Source organism: Streptomyces sp. NPDC048295 (assembly GCF_040652135.1).
Classification (GTDB): Bacteria; Actinomycetota; Actinomycetes; order Streptomycetales; family Streptomycetaceae; genus Streptomyces.
Map to the genome: position 1 here is coordinate 435,204 of NZ_JBEZLL010000002.1, position 18,200 is coordinate 453,403.

At 69.0% G+C, this 18,200-nt stretch carries 19 protein-coding genes and 2 pseudogenes; 10 read left to right on the forward strand and 11 right to left on the reverse strand.

Annotated elements, in window-relative coordinates; all coding sequences use genetic code 11:
* The 3 genes and pseudogenes from AB0D53_RS04315 to AB0D53_RS04325 form a co-directional block, all read right to left on the reverse strand.
* Positions 1-1,748: pseudogene (locus AB0D53_RS04315) on the reverse strand (Tn3 family transposase).
* 260 nt (positions 1,749-2,008) lie between these two features.
* Positions 2,009-3,295, reverse strand: coding sequence for an amidohydrolase family protein (locus AB0D53_RS04320; protein WP_362439858.1), 1,287 nt, complete (start codon positions 3,293-3,295; stop codon positions 2,009-2,011).
* A 75-nt stretch (positions 3,296-3,370) separates the two neighbouring features.
* Entirely contained in the window at positions 3,371-4,549 is a 1,179-nt protein-coding gene (locus AB0D53_RS04325; protein ID WP_362439861.1) for an aminotransferase class I/II-fold pyridoxal phosphate-dependent enzyme, read from the reverse strand.
* Between the two features lie 156 nt (positions 4,550-4,705).
* Between AB0D53_RS04325 and AB0D53_RS04330 the strand changes: the two genes are divergently transcribed.
* Complete coding sequence (locus tag AB0D53_RS04330; RefSeq protein WP_362439864.1) at positions 4,706-5,143, forward strand: Lrp/AsnC family transcriptional regulator; 438 nt, start codon at positions 4,706-4,708, stop codon at positions 5,141-5,143.
* 61 nt (positions 5,144-5,204) lie between these two features.
* Here AB0D53_RS04330 and AB0D53_RS04335 read toward each other — a convergent pair whose 3' ends face one another.
* Together AB0D53_RS04335 and AB0D53_RS04340 are read right to left on the reverse strand one after the other, a co-directional pair.
* Positions 5,205-5,489 carry a PhzF family phenazine biosynthesis protein gene (locus tag AB0D53_RS04335; protein ID WP_362439983.1) on the reverse strand — a complete coding sequence of 95 codons (285 nt, stop codon included), beginning with the start codon at positions 5,487-5,489 and terminating at the stop codon, positions 5,205-5,207.
* A gap of 72 nt (positions 5,490-5,561) precedes the next feature.
* Positions 5,562-6,167 carry a helix-turn-helix domain-containing protein gene (locus AB0D53_RS04340; RefSeq protein WP_362439867.1) on the reverse strand — a complete coding sequence of 202 codons (606 nt, stop codon included), beginning with the start codon at positions 6,165-6,167 and terminating at the stop codon, positions 5,562-5,564.
* A 144-nt stretch (positions 6,168-6,311) separates the two neighbouring features.
* Between AB0D53_RS04340 and AB0D53_RS04345 the strand changes: the two genes are divergently transcribed.
* Both AB0D53_RS04345 and AB0D53_RS04350 read left to right on the forward strand, forming a co-directional pair.
* Entirely contained in the window at positions 6,312-7,298 is a 987-nt protein-coding gene (locus AB0D53_RS04345) for an alpha/beta hydrolase (protein WP_362439870.1), read from the forward strand.
* Between the two features lie 176 nt (positions 7,299-7,474).
* Positions 7,475-8,092, forward strand: coding sequence for a hypothetical protein (locus tag AB0D53_RS04350; protein WP_362439873.1), 618 nt, complete (start codon positions 7,475-7,477; stop codon positions 8,090-8,092).
* Here AB0D53_RS04350 and AB0D53_RS04355 read toward each other — a convergent pair.
* The 3 genes from AB0D53_RS04355 to AB0D53_RS04365 all read right to left on the reverse strand — a co-directional run bounded on the left by AB0D53_RS04355 (position 8,069) and on the right by AB0D53_RS04365 (position 10,285).
* Complete coding sequence (locus AB0D53_RS04355; RefSeq protein ID WP_362439876.1) at positions 8,069-8,422, reverse strand: peptidase inhibitor family I36 protein; 354 nt, start codon at positions 8,420-8,422, stop codon at positions 8,069-8,071. The two genes, AB0D53_RS04350 and AB0D53_RS04355, sit on opposite strands and share 24 nt — an antisense overlap.
* 292 nt (positions 8,423-8,714) lie before the next feature.
* Positions 8,715-9,332, reverse strand: coding sequence for a hypothetical protein (locus AB0D53_RS04360; protein ID WP_362439879.1), 618 nt, complete (start codon positions 9,330-9,332; stop codon positions 8,715-8,717).
* A gap of 146 nt (positions 9,333-9,478) precedes the next feature.
* Positions 9,479-10,285 carry a hypothetical protein gene (locus tag AB0D53_RS04365; RefSeq protein WP_362439882.1) on the reverse strand — a complete coding sequence of 269 codons (807 nt, stop codon included), beginning with the start codon at positions 10,283-10,285 and terminating at the stop codon, positions 9,479-9,481.
* Between the two features lie 96 nt (positions 10,286-10,381).
* Here AB0D53_RS04365 and AB0D53_RS04370 point away from each other — a divergent pair, with 96 nt between their 5' ends.
* Positions 10,382-10,627 carry a hypothetical protein gene (locus tag AB0D53_RS04370; protein WP_362439885.1) on the forward strand — a complete coding sequence of 82 codons (246 nt, stop codon included), beginning with the start codon at positions 10,382-10,384 and terminating at the stop codon, positions 10,625-10,627.
* 727 nt (positions 10,628-11,354) lie between these two features.
* Here the strand turns inward: AB0D53_RS04370 and AB0D53_RS04375 are convergent.
* From AB0D53_RS04375 to AB0D53_RS04385, 3 genes and pseudogenes are all read right to left on the reverse strand, one after another.
* Positions 11,355-12,320 carry an MBL fold metallo-hydrolase gene (locus AB0D53_RS04375; protein ID WP_362439888.1) on the reverse strand — a complete coding sequence of 322 codons (966 nt, stop codon included), beginning with the start codon at positions 12,318-12,320 and terminating at the stop codon, positions 11,355-11,357.
* 208 nt (positions 12,321-12,528) lie between these two features.
* Positions 12,529-12,696, reverse strand: coding sequence for a hypothetical protein (locus tag AB0D53_RS04380; RefSeq protein ID WP_362439989.1), 168 nt, complete (start codon positions 12,694-12,696; stop codon positions 12,529-12,531).
* Between the two features lie 67 nt (positions 12,697-12,763).
* A pseudogene (locus tag AB0D53_RS04385) lies at positions 12,764-12,895 on the reverse strand (transposase); the annotation flags it as partial.
* Between the two features lie 598 nt (positions 12,896-13,493).
* Between AB0D53_RS04385 and AB0D53_RS04390 the strand changes: the two are divergent.
* The 6 genes from AB0D53_RS04390 (at position 13,494) to AB0D53_RS04415 (ending at position 18,187) form a co-directional block, all read left to right on the forward strand.
* The gene (locus AB0D53_RS04390) at positions 13,494-14,120 is read left to right on the forward strand and encodes an alpha/beta hydrolase (protein WP_362439891.1); all 627 of its coding nucleotides are present in this window, start codon (positions 13,494-13,496) and stop codon (positions 14,118-14,120) included.
* Between the two features lie 30 nt (positions 14,121-14,150).
* Complete coding sequence (locus AB0D53_RS04395; protein ID WP_362439894.1) at positions 14,151-15,212, forward strand: alpha/beta hydrolase; 1,062 nt, start codon at positions 14,151-14,153, stop codon at positions 15,210-15,212.
* Between the two features lie 220 nt (positions 15,213-15,432).
* Positions 15,433-15,750 (forward strand): antibiotic biosynthesis monooxygenase, encoded by a 318-nt coding sequence (locus AB0D53_RS04400; RefSeq protein WP_362439897.1) that lies wholly within the window; start codon positions 15,433-15,435, stop codon positions 15,748-15,750.
* Positions 15,751-16,548: 798 nt separating this feature from the next.
* Positions 16,549-17,220 carry a nitrile hydratase subunit beta gene (gene nthB / locus AB0D53_RS04405; RefSeq protein ID WP_362439900.1) on the forward strand — a complete coding sequence of 224 codons (672 nt, stop codon included), beginning with the start codon at positions 16,549-16,551 and terminating at the stop codon, positions 17,218-17,220.
* Entirely contained in the window at positions 17,217-17,816 is a 600-nt protein-coding gene (gene nthA, locus AB0D53_RS04410; RefSeq protein ID WP_362439903.1) for a nitrile hydratase subunit alpha, read from the forward strand. The genes nthB and nthA overlap by 4 nt, the downstream gene beginning before the upstream one ends.
* Positions 17,813-18,187 carry a nitrile hydratase accessory protein gene (locus tag AB0D53_RS04415; RefSeq protein ID WP_362439906.1) on the forward strand — a complete coding sequence of 125 codons (375 nt, stop codon included), beginning with the start codon at positions 17,813-17,815 and terminating at the stop codon, positions 18,185-18,187. Before nthA ends, AB0D53_RS04415 begins: the two co-directional genes overlap by 4 nt.
* The last annotated feature ends 13 nt before the right edge of the window (positions 18,188-18,200 follow it).

The window sequence follows — 18,200 nt, forward strand, 5'->3', positions numbered from 1 at the left end:
TCAGCCGTCGGCGCCCTCGTCGTCCGGCTCGGTCGGGTCGCGCAAGGGGCGCAGACCGTTCTCCGGCTGGGAGGCGGCGAAGGCGTAGTGGCCCAGGACGTTCAGGTGGCCGGCCTTGAGTGGGGACAGGCGGGCCACGTCCTCGTCCAGGACGTCGTGCTCGCGCCGGTCGGCGGGCAGCGCCCGCAGGGTTTCGACGGCGGCGTCCAGGTAGCGGGTGTTCCACAGCGCCACGGCATTGAGCACCGGTCCGAGGCTGGCCAACTGGTCCTCCTGGCCGTCCCGGTACGCCTGTTGGATGTGGCCGCGCTTGCCGTGGCAGATTGCGCGGGCCAGGGCGTGGCGGGGCTCCTGCACGGTGAGCCGGCGGTTCATCCTGCGCCGGTAGGTGCCGTCCACCAGGTCGAACAGGTGGAAGGTCTTCTCGTTCCGGCCGTACTCGGCGAACGCCTGCCCCAGCGGGACGGGGCGACCTTCACGGCCGAACATCCGCAGCAGGTCGTGGGCGCGGACCTGGTTGGTGATCAGCGGCCCGGCGACGCGCAGCATGTCCGGCCACTGCTCGCGGATCTGCTTGAGGTTGACCTTGTTGCGGGCGATGGCATCCAGCCGCCCGTAGCCGGGCTGCGGCGGGTCGCCGGGTATGTCCGCGCGCCAAAACCGCTGGTCGGCCAGGTCGCGGAAGCGCGGCGCGAAGCGGAAGCCGAGCATCTTGAAGATCCCGAAGACCATGTCGGAGCACGAGGCGTGGTCGGTCGCCACCATCTCCGGGCGTACCCCGCCGTCCAGGTTCAGCAGGGTGTCCAGGATGCACAGGGAGTCGCGCGGGGTGCCGGGCACCAGCATCTCGTCGACCCCCGAGACCTGTTCATTCACTGCGTTGAGCCAGGTCAGGCCCCTCTCCTGGCCGAAGCACTTGGGCGAGGGCGCCGAGTGGAGCGCGAACAGATCCAGCGCGTCGTCGATCGCCGCCGCCTCAAGGCTGCGGACCACCTCCGTCAGCAGCGCGGTGCACCTGGGCTCGGCAGACCGCTCCAGCGTCTGGGCCTTCGGCGCGAGCCCGTACCGGGCCAGCGTCGTCAGCCGGTTCACCGGCACCCGGGTCAGGTTCACCCGCCCGAGCTGGAACGCGGAGATCTCGTTCACCTGGTCCAGCGCCCGCGCCATCGCCGTGCCCGTCGTGCCCGTCGTGCCCGTCGGCGGCCGGCGCAGCCGCTCCGCGACCGCCCGCACCTCCGCCACCTGGCTGGCCAGCACGCTCACCCCCGGCAGCAGCACCCGGTGCCGACGCAGCCACGCCACCGCGTGGTCGAACAGCGCCACCGGCCCCATGGACGGGCGTTCACGCACGCCCGTGCAGGAACGTCCGCAGCCGGCGGCCGACCTGCGGGTCGTCGTACTCGCGGTACTCGTACCGCCGACGGATCTCCCAGGAGTGCTCGTACGCCGTCGGCTTGCGCCCGGTGTACCGCTTCACGCACGAGGCGTCCTCGATGTCCAGCTGCTCGGCCAGGTAGTCCACCACCGGCCACGGCACGTCCAGCGGGGCGTCGGCCAGGAACCGGCCGACGTACCGCACCGTGCAGATCTGCAACGCGATGCCCAGCCGGTGGCTGTCGGTACGCCTCAGCGCGATCAGGTCCCGGTCGGCGTCGTCCGGGAAGAAGAACCGCTCCGGCTCGGCCCGGGATCTCCTTGAAGGCCCCGTACGACGCAGCCTGATCATCACTCAAGAACTCAACCGGCACAGGGCGGACGGTGGCCGGGCCGACTCCGGATCAGCGAGTGATCAACCGAACGCCTGCGCGAAAAATCTTCGCCGTGCTACGGCCGCACACCGTGATCAATCTCAGCGTCAACCGCTGCCCCGCTACTACTCGCCCCCGATGTTGTAGGGGTGTCAGGTGGTCGGTGGCGTCGCGTATTCGAGGGCGCAGCCGGTGAGGTGGCGGGTCACGGAGCCGATGCCGGGTAGGCCGAGGTGGGCGCCGGCGACGATCCGGGCGGGTCAGGCGGTGGGCTTCGGATTCCAGGTGCCGTCGAGTGCGACTCCTGCTGCTGCGGCGATGCGGTCGCGGGAGGCCAGCAGGCGCGCGCGCAGGGCGGGCAGGTCCACGCCCACCAGGGCGCCGTCGCGTTTGACGACGCGGCCGGCGGCCAGGACGGTGTCCACCAGGCCGGGGTGGCCCTGGCTGACGATGCTTCCGGCCGGGTCGGTGACGGGGAAGATCGTCAGGTCGTCGGTGCGCAGCAGGATGATGTCGGCGTCCTTGCCGGGGGTGAGGCTGCCGGTGCGGCCGGCGAGGCCCATGGAGGCGGCGGCGTCGATGGTGGCGAAGTCGAGCAGGTCACGCGAGCGCAGGCGTCCGTCGATGCCGCGCTGGGCGGCGAAGGCGGTGCGCAGGGTGGAGAACATGTCGCCGCCGACGGAGGGGACGTCGTCGATGGACAGGGTGGGGCGCAGGCCTGCGTCGAGGGCGAGGCCGGTCATCGGCGCGCCGAAGCCCATCTTGAGCTCGACGTCGGGGCTGATGGAGATGGAGCCGCCGGCGTCGGCGAGCATGCGCAGCTCGTCCACGCCGATGCCGTTCGCGTGGACGCCGGTGAGGGTGTCGCGCAGCAGGCCGTGCCCGGCCAGTTCGGCGATGACTCCGGGGGCTTCGAGGTGGAGGCTGATACGCAGGCCGAGCTCGTCGGCGAGTTTGACCTCGCGGGCGGCGGTGTCGATGCCGGAGGCGCCTGGGCCGCGCATGCCCAGGGCCAGGTCGATGCGGCCGCCGCCGGTCAGGGTGGCACGTACACGGCGGATGTCGTCCTCGACGGAGATGTCGCTGCCCCAGCCGGCGCCGAGGCAGAAGACGGAGCGGCCGCCGGCGTCGGTGAGGGCGGCGATGGCGGCGTCCTCATGGGCATGGGTCTGGGCGACGTGGTACCAGTCGAGCATGGTGGTGACGCCGGAGTGGAGGGCTTCCAGGCGGCCCAGGAGGGTGCCGATGTAGACGTCTTCGGCGGTGTAGTGGGGCTTGACGGTACGGTGCATGGCCTGGGCCCACTGGGGGAACGTCCAGTCGGATCCGGCGCCGCGGAAGGCGGTCTGCCAGGCGTGGCGGTGGTTGTCGACGAACCCGGGCATCACGATCCGCTCAGCCGCGTCGATGACGTCGGCGTCCGGTGCGTCGACGTGCGGGGCGACTTCGATGATCTGCCCGTCCTCGATGAGGATGTCGCCGCGCGCCAGGTCGCCCAGGGCCGGGTCCATGGTGACGACGGTGCCGCCGGTGATGAGGGTCTTCATGGCGTAATACTCCTTGCACGTGCGTGTTCGAGGACTTGCTGCACGGCCGTAGGGGTACGGCCCTGCGCGGGGAGTTCAGGGGCGGTGGGTCAGGACGGTGTCGGCTGCGGCGAGGGCGTCGGCGACGAGGTCGGCGGCATCCTCGGTGCCGGCGGCCAGGCGGACCAGGCCGGGCGGGACGACGTCGGTGATCTGCTCGTTGCTGAGCATGCCGCGCCACATCGAGGCGGGGTGCACGGCCAGGGACTCGATGCCGCCGAGGCTGGCGGAGCGCTGGAAGTAGCGCAGGTGGCCCAGGAAGGCATCGGCAGCCTCGAAGCCTCCGGTGAATTCGACGCTCAGGACGCCGCCGAAGCCGCTCATCTGGTCGGCTGCGAGCTTGTGCTGCGGGTGGGATTCCAGCCCCGGGTAGTTGACCCGGGCGACGGCCGGATGTTCGGCCAGGGCCTGGGCGAGGGTCAGGCCGTTGTCGTTGTGGCGGGGCATGCGCAGCGGAAGGGTGCGTAGGCCTCGCAGCAGCAGCCAGGCGTCGATCGGGCCGAGGGTGGCGCCGGTGAGCAGGCTGGTGTCCCAGATCCGGTCCAGAATTTCGGCGGGTCCGGCGAGGGCTCCGGCCGAGACGTCGGTGTGCCCGTTGAGGTATTTGGTGGCGCTGTGCCACACCACGTCGATGCCGAACTCGGCCGGGCGCTGGTTGAGGGGGGTGGCAAAGGTGTTGTCCGCCAGCGTGATGATGCCGTGGGCGTGGGCGAGTTCGGCGACAGCCCGCAGGTCGGTGATGTGCAGCAGCGGGTTGCTGGGCGTCTCCACCAGGATCAGCCGGGTCTTGGGGGTGATGGCCGGCTCGAACGCCTCCGTGTCGCGCTGGTCGACCACGGTGGTGGAGACCCCCAGGCGTGGCAGAAGGTTCAGCAGCACCGAGGCGGTGCCGCCGTACGTCGACTTCTGCCCGATGACGTGGTCGCCGGCACAGACCAGGGCGAGGACCGCGGTGGTGATCGCGGCCATGCCGGAGGCGGTGACCATCGCCGCCTCGGTTCCCTCCAGCTCCGCCAGGACTGCGGCGACCTGGGCGTGGTTGGGGTTTCCGAAGCGGGTGTAGAAGGCCTTTCCGCGCGGCTCGGTCGCTCCGTGCGCGAACGTCTCGCCGTCACCCGCGGAGAATGCGGCGGTCTGGTAGATCGGGGGTGCCACCGCGGGGTCCGGGTGGACGTGGCGGTCTGCGTGAACGGTGACGGTGCTGCGGCCCGGCATGACTGGCCCTTCCGTAATCCAACGGTTTGCCGGTGTCCAGCATGGAGGGCGGTATCGCCGCCGTGACACCACAGTGCGCAATTTCGGCGCAGAATTGCGCGGCTGACAATCACTGCATGGTGCAGAAGGAGGTGTCCCGGCAATAATCTGCCTCTCATGGATGAGATGGACCGGGCGATCCTGGCGGTGCTGGAGAGCGACGGGCGGATCAGCAACAGCGAGCTCGCGACGCGGGTGGGCCTGTCGCCCTCGCCGTGCCTGCGCCGGGTACGGCAGTTGGAGGAGCGCGGGGTGATCCGCGGCTACCGGGCGGTGGTCGACCCCAAGGCGGTGGGGCGGGGCCTGCGCGTGTTCGCCGGGGTGCGGCTGATGCGACACGTGCGCCAGGACATCGCCGCGTTCGAGAAGGCGGTGATGGAGCTGCCCGAGGTACGGGCATGCCACCACATCACCGGCAGCTTCGACTACCTGGTGCACGTGGAGGTCGCCGACCTGGACGCCTACGAGGACTTCCACGCCATCCGGCTCGCGTCGCTGCCGGGGGTGGCCACCGTCAACAGCTTCGTCATCATGAAGACCCTCGACAACACCTGACCCGCCCGACCCCGCCGCCGGCCGGCCGGGCATCAGAACCCTCCCGGTCGGCGGCGGGGGCTCAGAGGGTGACGGCGCCGCGGATCAGGACGGCGGTGTCCCCGCCGACCCAGACGGTGCCGTCGGCCTCGGCAGTGACGGTGATGGAGGCGTCCCGACCCACGCGGGAACCCTGGGAGACCCGGTAGGCCGCCGGGGCGGCACCCCTGGCGGTGAGCCACTGGGCGACGCCGGCGTTCATACTGCCGCGGGCCGGGTCCTCGAAGACACCGACGGCGGGGGCGAAAGTCCGCATCTCGTAGCGGTACTCCCCGCTGGCGGGGTGGGCGCCGATCGCGCCGACCATCACGTCGGGAATGAGGGGAGAGGCCGGACATCCCGGTGGATCCGGGACGGCAGGCCGTTCGTTCGCTGCTTGCTACCGGGCCCTGGGACCGGGGGCGGGCGGGGTGCGTGGTCGCAGGCGCTCTCCCTGCGGCCCGAACATGATCAGGTACTCGACCGGGCCGCCGGGGCCGGCGTTCGCGACCCCGTGGGGATTGCGGGTGTCGAACTCGGCGACGTCCCCGGCACTCAGGACGAGGTCCTGGTCGCCGAGTGCGAGCCACAACCGCCCGTACAGGACGCACAGCCATTCCCAGCCGTCGTGGGAGACCTGCCGGGGCCGCGCGGATGGCTCCTGGACGGCGGGCAGGACGTGCTTGTGGGCGTGCAGGCCCCCGACGTACCGGGTCAGCGGCAGCACCGCCTTGTCGTCGCCGAAACGCCGGAGTGCGGAGGTGCGGGGCTCGGCGGCGGGGGCGGTGCCGGCCAGCTCGTCCAGGGAGACGCCGTACTCCTTCGCCAACTGCAACACCACTTCCAGGGTGGGCTTGCGTCGGTTGGTCTCGATCCGCGACAGCGTGCTCGGAGAGATGCCGGTCGCGCAGCTGACGCCGGTGAGTGTGGCGCCGCGGTGTTCGCGCGCGGCCCGCAGCCGGGGGCCTATCGACGCCAGCATGTCGGCCACTTCGTCGCCTGCCACTCGCCCTGCCCCTTCCGGACATGCCGCTCCAGCATCCTGTCCTGCAAGTTTGCCAGATTGGCAAGGATGATCGCGTCGGTCGGTCGTCGCGCCGCATGATCGATGGGTACCCGCGTCCGCCCGCGAACCCGAGGAGAAGACCCCATGCAATCCAAGCTGTCCGCCGCACTCCGCCACCGCACCGTCGAGGCCCCTGCCGGGCGCCTGCACATGGTCGAGCAGGGCACCGGTCCGCTGGTCCTGCTCGTGCACGGCTTCCCCGAGTCCTGGTACTCCTGGCGGCGCCAGCTCCCGGCCCTCGCCGCGGCCGGCTACCGGGCGGTGGCGCTCGACGTGCGCGGCTACGGCCGCTCATCCAAGCCTGCGGCGACCGACGCCTACCGGATGCTCGACCTGGTGGAGGACAACGTCGCCCTCGTGCGCGCCCTCGGCGAGGAGGACGCGGTGGTCGTCGGCCACGACTGGGGCTCCAACATCGCCGCCGCCTCTGCCCTGCTCCACCCCGAGGTCTTCCGGGCCGTCGCCCTGCTGAGCGTCCCGTACGCGCCACCCGGCGGCCCCCGCCCCACCGACATCTTCGGCCGGATCGGCGGCCCCGAGCAGGAGTTCTACGTCTCGTACTTCCAGGAGCCCGGCCGCGCCGAGACGGAGATCGAGCCCGACGTCCGGGGCTGGCTCACGGGCTTCTACGCCGCCCTGTCCGCCGACACCATGCCCGCCCAGGGCGAACCCGACCCGCACTTCGTCGCCCACGGCGGCCAGCTGCGTGACCGTTTTCCCGCCGGCATCCGCCCGGCCTGGCTGACCGAGGACGACCTCGACGTCTACGCCGGAGAGTTCGAGCGCACGGGTCTGACCGGCGCCCTCAACCGCTACCGCAACGTGGACCGCGACTGGGAAGACCTCGCTCCCCACCGCGGAGCCCCGATCAAGCAGCCGTCCCTGTTCATCGGCGGCACCCTGGACGCCTCCACCACTTGGATGTCCGACGCTATCGACGCCTTTCCCGCCACTCTTCCCGGCCTGACCGCCTCCCACCTCCTGGAGGGCTGCGGCCACTGGATCCAGCAGGAACGCCCCGAGGAGATCAACCGTCTGCTGACCGGCTGGCTGAACACCCTCGCGGGTTGAACCGCCAGGCGCGGCCGGGGCTTCCGTACAAGGAACAGTTCGGCCCGCGTACCCGAGCGCAGCGGCCATGGCCGTGCGCTGCGTGATTCTCATAAACGGCCAAATGGGAAGCAGCCGCCGCACCCCGGACGGTGTCCGTTTTGTTCAGCCTCCCGGTTCTCGATCGGGTTCTTGGAATGCTTTCTTGGAACCCCCTTGCACCGGCGGCTTTCGAGGCATCGACTGACGAGGAGTTCGAGTTCCGCCGTCTCGGCCGCGGCACCGACCTCCTCGTCACCGTCGAGGACCTGCGCGAGGCCGGCACCGCCCTGGAGTTCCTGAGCGGCCCCATCACCGGCCTGTACGACCCCGGCGACCGCCACGGCCAGGGCGTCATCCTCTTCGGCGTCCTCGCCGCCCTCTCCGGCGCCGAACGCACCTACACCTGGGAGAAGACCTTGGAAGGCCAGGAATCCGCCCTCAGGCGCGGCCGCACCGGCGGCCGGCCGCCCTCCCTCGACGCAGACCAGATCGAGTACGCCCTCACCCTGCGCACCGAGGGCACCCCCATGAAAGATCCAGCAGAAGACCGTCATCACCCGGGGCAAGCACAAGGGCAAGCACCCCAGCCTGCCCACCCTGTACCGCACGCTCGCCGAAGCCGCCGCACAGGGCACGGGCACATGACCACGACCGTGCGCCCGACCTGTTACGCGACCAAGATCAATCTCACCGATACTGACTGTTCCGTTGGTCCCCATGGCCGAACCCCACACGCCGGATCCCTTCGGTCAGCAGAGCGAAGTGCTTGCTGAAGCCGCGGAGAGGAAAGCTCCGCCCAGGTTGTGGAGCCCCTGGTTGTTTCGCGGAAGGACCTTCTTGATGCCCTTGTAGTTCGGCCGGCTCCATACGCACCAGACCTGCTTGGACACGTTCAGATCTGCCCTGGCCGCAGTCAGGCCCTGCCGTCGCACGTCGGCTGTGGCTGAGGTGTAGCCCGCCCAGTGGCCGCGGCCACTGGAGTTCTCGAAGAGGCAGAACTTGCCTGGTGGGCACAGCTCTTGCGCTGCGGTGGTTTGCGGTGCGGCAACGGGCAGGAAGCCGGCGGTCATGCCAACGGCGACCGTCGGCCAGAACTTGCGCATTACGTCCCCTTTGGTTGGATGCGGAGATCATCGCGAGCAAAGGGCGGGCGCCGCCGTTCCCCGGACGAGTGGTTCCCCGGGGTGGGCCAGGGCGGGTAAGGCCGGCCAGTCACGCAGCTGGCGCGGCGACCAGTCAGAACGGCGGGGGTGCGCACGCGTTCTCAAGGGTCGCCTGCTCCGCAATGTCCTCGGCGCAGCGCCGGCACAGGGTCTGGCCGCGCGCGAGTAGGTCCACGATCCATCTTGCCGCGCTCCACATCGCCGGGAGCTTCATCTGGGCTGCGAGGTGACGTCAGTCGTCGAACCAGACGACCAGCCTGACGTCGTCGTCGCCATGCAGTTCGGCGAGGGTGCGCATGATGGTCCAGACGGGGCCCCATTCGGCGTCGGGCACGGCGTCGCGGCGCATGAGGCGCTCAACACGGAACATCTGGTCTCCATCGAGCCACTGGGAGCCCTCCGGGAAGTGCTCGCTGGGCCGGACCGCGATGTGAGCCGGTTGTCCGCAGAGGTCGACGAATCGCTGAGGAGCGGAGTGGTGCCGCTGGAGGAACTGCCAGTCGCCTTGTGGATCACGGTAGTACTCGCGGATGCAGGCATCGGGCTCGGCGGACTCCTCATCCCAGTCGACCCGCTTGATCTCTGCCCAGCTGACCCAGCTCGCGCTTCGCCCGGCCGTCGTCTCATGGCCGTCGCGGACACGGTTCGATGCGTCGGCCGGCAGTCCACGGACAGGAGCCACCGGCGCGAACTGCTCGTTGTCGCAGACGCCGCACAGAGAGCCAAAGGCGTCGTAGTTCCTCGGCACCTTGAGGTGGTCCAGGTCGATGATGGCGTGCCAGAACGAGTCCGCCTCATGGTCTCGATAGTCGCGGTGGCACTCGATGAAGCCCCGGATGTCCTTACCCATGCCGTGATGATGCCGGGCCGGCCTCCACCAGACCAGGCATTACTCTCCCCGGAACTCGATCCGGAAGATACGTCCTGGCCCGACCCCGGCGAAGGCCAAGACCTGATGGCCATGTGCGTGGGTCGGGCCCGGAGCTCAGGCCTCGTCTACTCCGGCGGCTCAATCGTCACCGGCTTGCCCAGATCGTAGAAGTGCTGCGTGGTCGTGGTCATCACGCCGCCCGCGCTGGACTCCGCCTGCCCGCCGTACGGCGTGAAGTCGTCCCCGAACCACAGGATGTGCTCCCGTACGGCCGCGCCGAGGTATGTGTACGGCTTCTTGTTCGCGATCCGCCACGCCTCGACGTTCTCCCCGTTCTCCAGGGAAAGCACCGGCCGTTCCGCCTCCACGGTCCACTCCGGCGCCGACGCGATCATCCGGGCCGTCACCGCCGGGTCGGCGAGCGCGCGATAGAGCTTGCCCGTGGCGGCCACCAGCTGCTCCTGCGGGTCGGTGCTGTTCGCGTCCCCCTTGACCCACTTGCCGAGCCCCGGGGTCTTGATCCACTCGTCGTCGCCCTTGAAGACGTACGACTTCTCGCCCTCCGGTCCCGTCATCGAGCCGGACAGCGCGGGATCGTCCCCGAAGACGAACTGCGAGGTCCCCGACTCGTCCCCGGACAGTACGGACTCCGTACCCGATCCGTACGCCTTCAACGCGGCCACCAGGCAATTCGACAGGGCCGAACCGGCGAGAGTCTCGCCGCCCTTGAGCTGGAGCCCGTCGCATTCGCTCGGGGTGGTGAACGCCGGAGCCGACGCCTTCGGACTGGCGCTCTCCTGTGCGGACCGGCTGGACGATGCTTCCGACCGCGGCGGCTCGGCCGCCCCGTCCGACGAGGAGCAACCGGCCAGGGGGCCGATTGCGAGGACGGTGCCTATGCACGCATACCGGCGCAGGTGTCTGGTTTTCATGTCGTTCGAACTCCACTGGTACGGATGGCCTGCGGCCGCAGGCCATCTCTGGTTCTCGCGGGTGGACCCGGTGCCCCGCGCCCCGGTTGGCCTGAATTGGTCGACTTATGGACCGCAGACGCGGACGCTCGCATCGTAGCGTCCAGGGCGTCGGCTCTCACCGGGATCAGGGACCGCCGCGACAACACCGTCGTCCTCGCCCGCCGCCCGGACGACGCACCCTCCCTGGTCTCCTGCATCGGCGGTTACCAGTTCCGGGGCGAGATGGCCGACGAGAGAATCACCGCCCTGAACGCCTTCGGCATCACCTTCGACGGCAGGCTTTCCGCAGCCCGTCAGTAACTCCAACAACCTGAGATACACCGCTCGTTTGACCCGGTCGTGCGCAGCGTACGCGACGGCCGCGACCTGCCCGGACAGCTCGACCGGACCCGGACCCCTTCCTGTGGGCCGCCTACCTCCACACCGGCGCCTGACACGAATGGCGAGTAGGAACGGACCAGCCGAGGCCGAGGTGCTGCATTCGCCTGTCTCAGAAGCATGGATGTGACACCGGGGTGGGGCTGTTGAAGCGTGATCACGTTTCCGTAGTTCGGCCAGTGTCAGAACTCAGTGGACTGCGTGCCGCCGAGTCCAGGGGCAACAGGGGCGGACGCCGCCCCGCCGTGACGGCTGGCGCAGGCCGGGCTTGGTCGAGAGCGGGCTGAGTGAAAGGCGCCTGACGGGTGAAAGCCCAGGTCAGGCGCCTTTCCCGTGCGCCTAGAAGAAGCCCAGCTTCTTCGGCGAGTACGACACCAGAAGGTTCTTCGTCTGCTGGTGGTACACGCCTTGTGCGCCTTCGACCAGCGGAAACAGCCTCCATCGAGGCGGATGACGGGTCGCCGGCCCGGAAATGGTCCGGATCTTGTTCGACGCGGTTCCTCGACTGGGTCTTTCGCGGGGTGGTGGCCACAAGCCGGCCGGCTTCCACTGCCCGGGGTGCCATCCGGGGTACCCCCGAAGCCCGTTCGCGTACCGCCGACGCTGCACTTCCTGCTGCACCGGTTGAGCCGGGACTGCTGAGCCGGGATCAGGCATCACCCGCCTGTGGGGCGCTGAGTGGGCAGGTGGTTCCGACGCTGGTCTGCACCCATGCGTCTGGGAAGGCTGCGGCGAGGGTGTGCTGGGCGCGCCAGCCGGTGCAGTGACCGGGGACGATCAGCTCGGGTGCGAGTTCGGTGAGCGCGGCCACCGTCGGGCCGATGACCGGCTCGAAGGCGGGGCCGATCAGGTGGAAGTCGCCGATGAGGGCCAGCAGTTTGCTGACGCCGGTCAGCCTCATGGCGTGCCGGATGATGTTGACCACTCCGGCGTGACGCCACCCGGTGATGATGACTAGCCCCCGGCCGCGCACGTTGATGACGAGTGCTTGGTCGTCGATGACGGCGGGGTCGTGTCGCCAGCCGTTCCCGTCCCAGGCTTGGTGTGCCTGCGGCATGCCGTGCTCGAACTCGGTGACGCGGTCCACCTCACCGGTGATCAGGATGCCACCGGCCTGCAGCGACGGCTGCCGCCGCTCGATTACCTCGAACCCTTCGCGTTCCAGGGCACCCCGTGACAGCGTGGGCACCTCCAGACCCTGGCCGGCGGGTAGTTCCAGGCGGCGGGTCCAGACCGCGGGGTGGACGGTCAGTGGCAGGGCGGAGCGCCCGCGCAGCCGGGCCAGGCCGTCGAAGCCGCCCGCGTGGTCGAAGTGTCCGTGGCTGAGAACGACGCCCTGCAGGCCGCAGACATCGACGCCAAGACGCTCGGCGTTCACCGCCGGCCCGTCCGGCGATGCGCCGGTATCGAACTGCAGCGCGCTGCTCGCGTTCCCGCTTTTGACGGTGACCAGGGCGGAGAGGCCGTGCTCGGCACGCCCCCGCGACGGCCTCGCCGCCGGCGAACTGCCGCGCGGCGGTCCGCCCGGCGCCCATCGACGCCCGGGTGAAGCCTTCGGCAGAGGCCAGCAGGGCGTCGAAGGTGTTGTCGACCATCGTCGTGACCCTGACCTCATCGACCTCGGGCCGCGTCACCGGGTCAACAGCCGGTCCCTCCGCGACGCGAGGCGCTGACCACGTCGCCTCGGCCGCCGAGTGTCCGTGATCGTCGCACATGCCAGAAAGCGCCTCCCCGCCGATACGACCGGCCAGGGAAGCAGATCCCGGCACGAGCCGCAGGCCCACGGCGGTCGAGGCCGGACCGGCCGCAGGCGCCGCGCGGTGTCATGCTTCCACTCGCGCGGGCGGGACGACGACGTCGATGAGTCCGGTGGCCACGTCGTACACGAGCCCTGAGACGAAGACTCCGGCCGGACGCTTCGCCGCGTTCCGCAGGATCTCGCGTTCCTCCCCCAGTTCGCCCACCTTCTTGCGCAGAGCCGCGTTCTCCATCTCCAGCGCTGTGGGCGGCTCGGCGGGCGCCTCCGCCCGGCGTCCTCGTGGCCGGCTGGGCTCCGGCCGCCCGGGCCCAGTTCCGCAACGTCTCCGGGTTTACTCCCAGACCAGCGGCGACCGACCTGATCGTCGCTCCCGGTAGCGACTCGTACAACGCGACCGCGTCCGCCTTGAACTCCGGCGGATAGTGCTTCATGACCACGGGACATGCGCTCTCCTGGACTCAAGATCCAAGTGTCTCGGGTGTCCAAGATCCGGGGTCGAGCCCCACCCCAGGGCTTCGTCAGTGCAGCTGGCACCTCCTGCCATGCCTGGTCGTCGTGGTAGTCGGTCCTGACGGCCAGGGCACCCGACTCATCACGGTCGGTGACGGCGGGCAACACTCTCATGGATCCTTCTCCGAGCCAGCGTTCGTACTGGATAAACGTGCACCCTGCTCTGTGGCCTTCCAGGAGTGACGGGCATGTCGAGCCCGCCGGGTCCCGTTCGGCTGCCGAGCCCTGACGTCGGCCGTGACTAAAACAAGATGGCTGTTGACACGCGAGCCCGTAGAGGTGCAGCAGGATCTCGACTCGGAGACCTCCGGGAACTTGTGGCGCGTTCTCTCACTTGAATGCTCCGCCTTTCTCACCCTGTCGGCCCCTGTTGCCGGGCCTCACGGCGCGGATAGAGCAATGCTCGGGACGTGGGGGCCTCATGGAAGGGAAGGCCAGCATGACGGCATCTGTGGCGCTCGGCTTCAGGGGTCGCACAAGTCGGACCCCCTTCATGGTCGCTGGGTGCGCGGTGGCTCCATGCACGTCCGCGGCAGTCCCGGCCACTGCCGACGGCGACACGAGCGGCGGCAAACCCACCGTGGTCCTGGTGCACGGGGCGTTCACGGACGCCGCCAGTGGGAACGGTGTCATCGCGCGACTCGAACGCCGCGGCTACACGGTCGTGCCCCCGCCAACCCGCTGCGGAGTCTGTCCAACGACTCCGCCTACATCGTCTCGGTGCTGGACAGCATCAAGGGCCCCATCGTGCTGGTGGGCCACTCGTACGGCGGCTCCGTCATCAGCTCGGCGGCCGCCGGCAATCCACGGGTCAAGTCCCTGGTGTACGTATCGGCCCTGATGCCCGACAAGGGCGAGAGCGCCGCAGCGCCGGCCGCCCGATTCCCCTCTGCATCCGCCACCGCCACCACGTCAATCCCCTATCGGGCCGCTGGCGTTTGCGGGACAGACGTGTACATCCGGCCGGACGGATTCCACGAGGTCTTCGCCGCCGACCTGCCGCAGAGCACGACGAAGCTGATGGCAGCCACCCAACGGCTGGCCGGGGAGGCCACGTTCTCCGAGAAGGCCAAGGTGGCAGGAAATCAAGTGTCCCCGCTGCACGCATTTCCGCGTTCGGTGTTTCATGGCCGATGCTGCCCGTGATCCGGTGCACTCGGCCACTTTCACAAGAAGGTGGTTGTCATCGACAGGCGGACATTCAACGCGATGGTCACCGCGGGCCTGGCCCAGGTTGCGCTTCCCGCATTCCCTGCGGAAGCCGCAGCCGCGGTCATGCGTGACGACGTCTCACCGCAGAGCGCATCCGCGCAGCTCATAAACCCGTTGCCTGAACTAGGGCCGATCCATCAGGTCCGCACGGACCTGATGGACATTGCCTACCACACGGCAGGGCCCGCTCACGGTCCCGCCGTGCTGCTCGGCCACGGATGGCCCTACAGTCCTGACGCCTACCGCCACGTCATGCCCCAGCTCGCCCGTCGGGGATTCCATGTGCTCGTCCCGTACCTGCGCGGGCACGGACCCACGCGTTTCCGGGACAAGGACATCATTCGATCCGGTCAGCAAGCCGCTCTCGGCTCGGACGTCATCGCGTTCATGGACGCACTCGGCATCCGACGTGCCCTCTTCGGCGGGTATGACTGGGGTGGACGCGGCGTGTGTGTGGCGGCCGCCCTGTGGCCGGAGCGCTGCAGGGGACTCGTGTCGGTCAACAGCTATCTCATACAGAACCTCAATGAGACGGCAATAGAGACACCCGATCCCCCCGAGGTCGAATCTGCCCACTGGTATTATTACTACCTTCTCACCGAACGCGGGGCAGTGGGATTGGCGAAGAACACCAAGGAGTTCGCCCGCGTGGTATGGAAGCGGAACTCGCCGAAATGGCGGTCCACCGAGGCCGATCTCGACCGCGCGGCAAGGATGTTTGACAATCCGGACTACATCGCTGTCGTCCTCAACGTCTACCGCGTAAGACGCCACGACGCCCCCACGGACCCCCGCTACGCCGATCTGGAGGCGCGGCTGCTCAAACAACCGCCGATCACGGTGCCCGCCGTGACCCTGGACGGCCTGGCAGACGGAAGCCTGCCCCCGACTAACGGAGCCTCCTCAGCAGCGCACTTCACCGGCCCACGCGTCCACCACCAAGTCCCCGACGCTGGCCACAACCTCCCCCAGGAGCGCCCGGAAGCCTTCACCGATGCGGTCCTTGAGGTCAGCCGGCTGCGCTAAACATCGGGGACCTGCTCGACGAGCGCAACCGCATCCTGATGCAGGCGCGGGCACCGGGCAGGTCGGCTGAGCGCTCGCGCTGCGGACCGTTGATCGATTGGCCGGCATCCGGATGCTCCGACGGGTGCTCATGGCCGAGATGCGGGACTTCGTCGCAAGCCGTCCACGAGCGACCTGAGCGGCGCGCGGCGAGCCTGAGAAGGCGAGAAGGAGGCAGGGGGTGAGCCATGTGGCACTTTGCATCCGCTTCACGCTGCGCGACGGTGCAGGGGAAGCGTTCGACGAGTTGGTGCACGAGACCGCCGCAGTGGTCCGTACGCAGGAGTCTGGCACGTTGGTATATGCATGCAGCGGAGTCGAGGGAGCGCCGGCCCAGCGTGTCTTCTTCGAGCTCTACACCGACCGCAGCGCCTTCGAGGAACACGGACGTCAGCCGCGCGTCCGTCACTTTCTGGCGGAGTGCAAGAAGTACGCCGAAAGAACTGAGATCGACCGCCTTCACCTGTACGCCGGCAAGTACCCCACCGGATCCGAATAGCCTTCCCCCCTCGCAGCGCCCCTTACTCGTCGAACAGTTGGGCGAGGCGGGCACCCAGTCGGTCTTCCAGTCTCCGTCCTGCTGCATCCTGCGCTGGCAGAGGGGGGCGATTCGCTGTTGGGCGTCGGGTCAGGTAAAAGCGGCGGCAAATGAGGTGCGGCACTGGGCCGTTGTGGGCACAGCGAGGCGCGCCGCCGCCACCGGGCGGTGCGGCCGCCGAGGGCCCGCGCCTGGCGCACCTTTTGAGTAGGAGCCCCGTGGGCCGACAACCACGGACCCCATGGCGCGGGACCAATACCAGCCAAGGTGTGTCCTGATGCGGCGCAGCTGTCACAGCGCGAGGATGAAGTCGTCACTCATCTCAGGGAGGCTACGCCGGCGTCGAGGATGTCGACATGAAACTCGAGGTGGTCGCCATCCCCGTCTTGGACATCGACTGCGCGATGGAATTCTACGGGCATCTCGGGTGGAGACTGAACCAAACGCCGCCCGGCGTTGCCCAGTTCATCCCGCACGGCTCCAGATGCTCGGTCCGTTCGGCGCAGACCTCACATCGACCGGGCCCGGTTCAGTCAAGGGGTACCTGATCGTCTCCGACATTGAGGCTGCCCGGGACGCGCTGGTCGCCGGGGGCATCGAGGTGAGCGAAATCTTCCACCGGGCCCGGACAGCCTGGTCGAGGGCCTGGATCCCGAGCGACCCAGCTACTCCTCGCGCGCCACGTGTGCTGAGGGGACACCACTTGCTTAGAATTTCGAGTAGGTATGATCACTGTTGCACTCATATGAGAGTTTCGCCATGGACGGTATTGCCGATATGGGGGGCACCCCGGGCTGGGGTCCCATGCATCCGCCGAGAAGGGATGAACCGGTCTTCGAGGAGCCCTGGCAAGGCCGGGCATTCGCACTGGCGATTTTCTCCAGCCGTGTTGCGTGCGGCGGCGTCAACCCGGACGCCTTCCGGCACGCACTGGAGCGCCTGGACTGCGCCTCCTACCTGGACGACGGCTATTTCGGCCGCTGGCTCAACGCCGCGGAGCTGATGCTCACCGAAAGTGCCATCCTGGCGCCATCCGCGATCGACGCCCGCGCCCGCAATCTGCGCGGCGAAGACGTTGAGGAACCACCAATCCCGGAGCCTGCCCGGCCCGACTACGCACGGACCGCTGAGGGCTCGCTGCGCACCGTGGACACCATGCCGGCCTTCACCGTCGGCGAGCATGTCCGTGCCAAGGACATGTCGCCGCCCGGGCACACCAGGCTGCCAGGCTATGTCCGCGGACATGTCGGAGTTGTCGAGCGCATCCAGCCCGCCGCCGTGCTGCCGGACACCAACGCCCACTTCCAGGGCGAGAACCCGCAGTACGTCTACTCGGTGCGGTTCGACTCCCGCGAACTGTGGGGCGCCGACGCCGAACCCTTCGCACTCACCGCCGAGCTGTACGAGAGCTACCTGGAGACAATCCCATGACCACCACCGGCGGGCCGGCCGAGACCCTTCCCGTGGCCCTGCGCACCGAGGCGCTTGAGCAGCTGCTCACCGAGCGTGGCCTGATCGACCCGAAGGTGATGAACGGCATCATCACCGACTACGAGACCAACGTGGGCCCGCTCAACGGCGCCAAGGTCGTCGCCAAGGCATGGACCGACCCGGACTACCGGCAGCGGCTGCTCGACGACGGCACCGCTGCCATCAAGGAGTTGGGCTTCTCGGGCGCGCAAGGCGAGCACATCGTGGTCGTCGAGAACACAGCGACCACCCACAATGTCGTGGTGTGCACGCTGTGCTCCTGCTACCCGTGGCCGGTGCTCGGCCTGCCGCCGAGCTGGTACAAAGACCCCGCCTACCGCTCGCGGATCGTCAAGGAGCCCCGCACGGTGCTGGCCGAGATGGGACTCGACCTCGCCGACGACGTGCAGATCACCGTCCGCGACTCCACCAGCGAAGTCCGCTGGCTGGTACTGCCCGAGCGTCCGGCCGGCACGGAGCACGTGACCGAGGAAGAGCTCGTGCCGCTGGTGACCCGGGACGCGATGGTCGGCGTGGCCAAGGTGGTGGCACCATGACCGCGCCGCTGGACATCGAGGGCCCGGCTGCACCGCCCCGCTCCAACGGCGAGTTGGTGTTCGCCGAGCCATGGGAGAGCCGCGCCTTCGGCATGACCGTCAGCCTGTACGAGGCAGGCGCGTTCACCTGGCCGGAATTCCAGGCCGCACTGATCGCCCGGATCACCGCCTGGGAAGCCGGAGCGGCCCAGGGCGAGCCCTACAACTACTACCGGCTCTGGCTGGCCGCCCTGGAAGACGTACTCGTAGGCCTGTCCGCCGTGTCCACGGACGAGGTCACCACACGCACCCAAGCCCTGGCACAGCGCCCCCAAGGCCACGACCACCGTGACCACCGTGACCACCCAGACGACCACGACCACCCACACTGACCCGCAGCGTCCT